This window comes from Limosilactobacillus vaginalis DSM 5837 = ATCC 49540 (assembly GCF_000159435.1).
Taxonomy (GTDB): domain Bacteria; phylum Bacillota; class Bacilli; order Lactobacillales; family Lactobacillaceae; genus Limosilactobacillus; species Limosilactobacillus vaginalis.
In genome coordinates, this window is record NZ_GG693520.1 from 1 (window position 1) to 206 (window position 206).

Below are 206 nucleotides of genomic sequence, written 5' to 3' on the forward strand. Positions count from 1 at the left end.
CTACTGTAGGTTGCGCAGGTGGAACATCAACAGAGGCAACAGGCGGCGTCTGAGTCACAGGTTCAACCGGCGCAGCCCAGCTTTGTGTCGCCGTGGTAGCAGCAGCTGCTACAGCGACAGGTTCGGTAATTGGCGCACCGTTTAATAATGGATCGTATTCGTCATATTCTGGCTGCGTTGCACGATTGCCCGAAAATAGGACGTCG

The 206-nt window shown here is 54.9% G+C and carries 1 protein-coding gene; it reads right to left on the minus strand.

The window, feature by feature from the left end:
* Window positions 1-206: hypothetical protein (locus tag HMPREF0549_RS09240; RefSeq protein WP_003718048.1), on the minus strand; the 206-nt coding region annotated here is incomplete at both ends.